The following is a 513-nucleotide window of genomic DNA, read 5'->3' on the forward strand; positions in this document are numbered from 1 at the left end:
TGGTTGACAGCTCCCCGGGGACTATCGTGGCCTCCCACGTCCTTCATCGGTTCCTGGTGCCAAGGCATCCACCGTGCGCCCTTAAAAACTTGGCCACAGATGCTCGCGTCCACTGTGCAGTTCTCAAACAACGACCAGCCACCCATCACCCCACCCATACAGGCGAGTTCACTGGGGCCGGCAACCGAAGGCAGCCATTTCGGCCGTACCTTCAGACACCCAACAACGTGCCCGACACAATCAACCCGTTCCCGTTTTCCACGCCGAAGCAGTACTCACGAAACCGTGCTCATCATGCCGAATAGTCAACGTTCCACCCATGAGCAACCAGCACCGAACATTCGCCGGTGTACTGGCCTCTGACCAAACCGAAGCCTGGTAAGAAGTGCTCCTTAGAAAGGAGGTGATCCAGCCGCACCTTCCGGTACGGCTACCTTGTTACGACTTCGTCCCAATCGCCAGTCCCACCTTCGACAGCTCCCTCCCACAAGGGGTTGGGCCACCGGCTTCGGG

Annotated in this window: 2 rRNA genes; both read right to left on the reverse strand. The window is 58.9% G+C overall.

Going from position 1 to position 513, the window contains the following annotated elements:
- A 23S ribosomal RNA gene (locus tag HET64_RS38595) occupies positions 1–95 on the reverse strand; the annotation flags it as partial.
- A gap of 301 nt (positions 96–396) precedes the next feature.
- Positions 397–513, reverse strand: a 16S ribosomal RNA gene (locus tag HET64_RS38600); the annotation flags it as partial.

The sequence above is a fragment of the Streptomyces sp. McG3 genome (assembly GCF_018619185.1).
GTDB lineage: Bacteria > Actinomycetota > Actinomycetes > Streptomycetales > Streptomycetaceae > Streptomyces.